At 47.1% G+C, this 4,258-nt stretch carries 3 protein-coding genes; all 3 read right to left on the reverse strand.

Annotated elements, in window-relative coordinates; all coding sequences use genetic code 11:
• Nucleotides 1–11: 11 nt before the first annotated feature.
• Nucleotides 12–1,586: an ABC transporter permease gene (locus tag I2D94_RS17870; RefSeq protein ID WP_195397883.1), complete on the reverse strand. Its 1,575-nt coding sequence runs from the start codon at nt 1,584–1,586 to the stop codon at nt 12–14.
• A gap of 139 nt (nt 1,587–1,725) precedes the next feature.
• Complete coding sequence (locus tag I2D94_RS17875) at nt 1,726–2,403, reverse strand: ABC transporter ATP-binding protein (protein ID WP_072685645.1); 678 nt, start codon at nt 2,401–2,403, stop codon at nt 1,726–1,728.
• A gap of 14 nt (nt 2,404–2,417) precedes the next feature.
• Nucleotides 2,418–3,989, reverse strand: a complete 1,572-nt coding sequence (locus I2D94_RS17880) for an ABC transporter permease (RefSeq protein WP_195397884.1) — start codon at nt 3,987–3,989, stop codon at nt 2,418–2,420.
• Between the last annotated feature and the right edge of the window lie 269 nt (nt 3,990–4,258).

Raw genomic sequence — 4,258 nt, forward strand, 5'->3', positions numbered from 1 at the left:
CTCTGCCCTCCTTAATTCTGATTCATCAAGATCTTCTTCGGATTGAACCGCATGATCATAAACGACGGAATCAGGATCGAGATGAAGACGACGCCGATGCCCAGAATATAGATTTCTCCAATGATCATCGGATTGATCTGCACTTCATATTCCGATAACAGGTCATCCTGACTGATTTCCGTAAAGTAGTTCGTCTCCCCCCAATAGATTGTGCCGTTGTTCTGATCGTCCAAATTGGTGTACTGTTTTTCCGTATCGACTTGATAATTCATGACCGTCCTGCCGACCTGCTTGGCGACCAGTGAACCGCTGACGACTGACAGGGTGAAGCCGATCAGTGCGACGATGATCAATTCAACAAAGAACTGCGCCACAATCTTCATCTTGGATACGCCCATTGACAACAATACGCCGATCTCATACTCGCGGGTTTTCAGCGTTAAGGCTGTAACGAGCGTGATGATGACGACGGCGTTGATCGCAACGATCCAGACGATGATGTTGGAGAACAGCGACAGCGTATCCAGCGGCCGCGCCAGTTTCTTAAACGTATCGTTATTCGCGTCAATCTTCATGAACTCTTTCAAATCAGACTGATGATCCGCCACGAACTGATCGACATTCAGCGGATCGTTTAACAGGAAGACCGCTTTATTGACATATGTATAGCTTTCCGGGGTCGGCGTTTCCGTATCGACATAGTATTCCGGATTTTGCGCTTTGGAATATTCATACTGTTTAATGCCCAGATTGTAATAGGCGTTGCCATAGGCTAACGTAGGGGCAAGGATTGTATTGTCCGGCGAATCATAGCGGCTCATCCATTTGTATTCATTGGAATTCTCATCCAGTTCCTCGTTATTGTGATAGATCCCGATGATTTCCAGATTCATGTGGATATCCTCATCGGTGACGCCGGTCTGTTCAAAATATTGCATATCATTTTTACTGATCAGATCGATTGTAATCATATCGCCGACACGCAGATTGTTATGGCTGGCCAATTTATCGGTGATCAGGCAGACCATTTTGCCTTCGTCTACTTCTTCCTGATTGTAGAACCGCCCCTCCACAATTTCATACATCTTATCTTCCAGCTCGATCATATTCGGAAAATAGTTCATCTGTAATTTCAGATCCGGTTCCACATATTCCACCGTCGTTCCGTCCTCATACGTGACCGAGCCTCCGCCGCCGCTGTTTTCCCGCTCATTGTTCAGCGGCACTGTTTCAAAGCCGTTGGAATAAAGCATCATCGAATTGACGACATTGACGGTTTTGACCCGTTCATCGCTCATCAGGTTTTTAATATCTTCAATTTTTACTGATGGAGCATTTTTATAGGCTTCCTTCTGCGCTTCTTCATCTAACCCCTCGGTATACTCACGGAAAGCGTTGTAATCCGTTTCATACGAAACGACGGCCCGCATCTTCCGCCGGGTTTCGATCTTCGCCTGTTCCGAAGCGTTGTTGATACCCAATCCGATTATGACTAAATTACCGATCAAAAAGAAGGTGATCGCCAACAGGATTGATTTCGACATGCGCCGCGTTATATTCTTGATCGCGCGTGTAAAAAAATTCATCGTGTGTCTCCTTTCCCGCATGGTGATTTTGCCATGCTTCTCTTACAGGCTTCATGGTATCACAGAAGTCTGACTTCCTGGTTATGGAATTCCTTTCAATTTTATTACAGTACAAAGCCGGGGATTTCCCCGGCCTTGTTTATTGAATGTCCTTCAGCTGTCCTTCGTTGAGAACTACCCGGTGATCGCTCAGCTCCGATACGACGTTGGAGTGGGTGACGACGATAACCGTCTTCCCGAATTCCTCTGTCAACATCCGGAAGATCTTGATGATCTCCTGTTCGGTCGCCGTGTCCAGGTTGCCTGTTGGTTCGTCCGCGAAGATTAAATCGACATTGGACGCGATCGCCCGTGCAATCGCCACCCGCTGCTGCTCGCCGCCGGACAGCTTCGTCACCAGACGATCCGCTTTTGATTTCACGATGCCGAATTTCTCCAGCAGTGCATACGCTACTTCCTTCTGATTCTTCGGAATGGCATTGTCCGTTTCCGTCATCGCCAGCTCGATGTTCTCCAGCCCGGTCAGATAGCTGATCAGGTTGTATTGCTGGAACACGATGCCGATCTTATTGCGGCGGTACTTGTACAGCCCGATCTTATCCAGATCGTCGCCTTCGTAATAGATCTTGCCGCTTTCCTGCTTGTCCAGCCCCGCGATGATCGACAACAGCGTCGTCTTACCGCTGCCGGACGGACCGAGGATCGTGTAGAACTGCCCCTGCTCAAACTCATAGGACAGATCTTTCAGAATCTGACGCTTGTAGCCGCCGTCTTCATAGCCATAGTTCAGATTTTCTAACTTTAATATCGTTGTCATATTCTCTGCTCTCCTTAATTCTGATTCATCAAGATCTTCTTCGGATTGAACCGCATGATCATAAACGACGGAATCAGGATTGAGATGAAGACGACGCCAATACCCAGAATATAGATTTCTCCGATGATCATCGGATTGATCTGCACGTTGTATTCTTCTAACAGGTCATCCTGACTGATTTCCGTAAAGTAGTTCGTCTCCCCCCAATAGATCGTGCCGTTGTTCTGATCGTCCAGCGTTCCATATTGGCTTTCTGTATCAACCTGATAATCCATCACCATCTTGCCAACCTGTTTGGCGACTAACGAACCGCTGACGACTGACAGGGTGAAGCCGATCAGTGCGACGATGATCAATTCGACGAAGAACTGCGCCACAATCTTCATCTTGGAAACACCGATCGAAAGCAGCACGCCGATCTCATATTCACGGGTTTTCAACGTTAAGGCTGTGACTAACGTAATGATGACGATGGCATTGATCGCAACGATCCAGACGATGATGTTGGAGAACAGCGACAGCGTATCCAGCGGCCGCGCCAGTTTCTTAAACGTATCATTATTCGCATCAATCTTCATGAACTCTTTCAAATCAGACTGATGATCCGCCACGAACTGATCGACATTCAGCGGATCGTCCAACAGGAAGACCGCTTTGTTGACATACGTATAGCTTTCCGGGGTCGGCACTTCCACATCCGTGTAATCTTCCGGATATTGTTCTTTAGAGTATTCATATTGCTTCATGCCGATCTTATAGAAAGCATTGCCGTAAGCCAGCGCCGGGGCCAGAATTGTATTGTCCGGCGAATCATAGCGGCTCATCCATTTGTATTCGTCAGAATTCTCATCCAGTTCCTCGTTATTGTGATAGATCCCGATGATTTCCAGCGTCATGTGGATATCCTCGTCCGTGATACCGCTTTGTTCGTAATACCGCATATCGTTCGCGCTGATCAAATCAATCGTAATCGTATCGCCGACACGCAGATTGTTATGGCTGGCCAGTTTGTCGGTGATCAGGCAGACCATTTTGCCTTCGTCTACTTCTGCCTGGTTATAAAAGCGGCCTTCCACAATTTCATACATCTTGTCTTCCAGCTCGATCATATTCGGGAAGAAATTGGTCTGAAATTTCAGATCGGGCTCAATGTATTCCACGGTGGTTCCATCTTCATAGGTCATCGTTCCGCCGCCGTTGCTTTCCCGCTCATTGTTCAGCGGCACTGTTTCAAAATCATTGGAATAAAGCATATTGGTGCTGACAACATTGACCGTTTTGACCCGCTCGTCGCTCATCAGGCTCTTGATGTCCTCCAGCTTTACCGACGGATAATTCTTGTAAGCTTCCTGTTGTTCCTCCCCTTCCAGCGCGTCGGCATAATCATAGAAGGCCATATAATCCGTTTCATACGAAACGACAGCCCGCATCTTCCGCCGGGTTTCAATCTTCGCCTGTTCCGAAGCGTTGTTGATACCCAATCCGATAATGACTAAATTGCCGATCAAAAAGAAGGTGATCGCCAACAGGATTGATTTCGACATGCGCCGCGTCACATTCTTGATCGCGCGTGTAAAAAAATTCATCTTTTATTTTCCCCTTTCCTCCCTGACTTTGCGTCAGGTTTATTCTACAACTTCATAGTATCATAGAACTTCAGACTGAATTCCTTTCAAATTTATTAAGGAAAAGGCCAAGGATTGAACCTCAGCCTTATTTTTGATTATTGAATATCCTTCAGCTGTCCCTCGTTGAGAACTACCCGGTGATCGCTCAGCTCGGATACGACGTTGGAGTGGGTGACGACGATAACCGTCTTCCCGAATTCCTCTGTCAACATCCGGAAGATCTTGAT

The sequence above is a fragment of the Holdemania sp. 1001302B_160321_E10 genome (assembly GCF_015552275.1).
In the GTDB taxonomy this organism is placed as follows: Bacteria; Bacillota_I; Bacilli_A; order Erysipelotrichales; family Erysipelotrichaceae; genus Holdemania.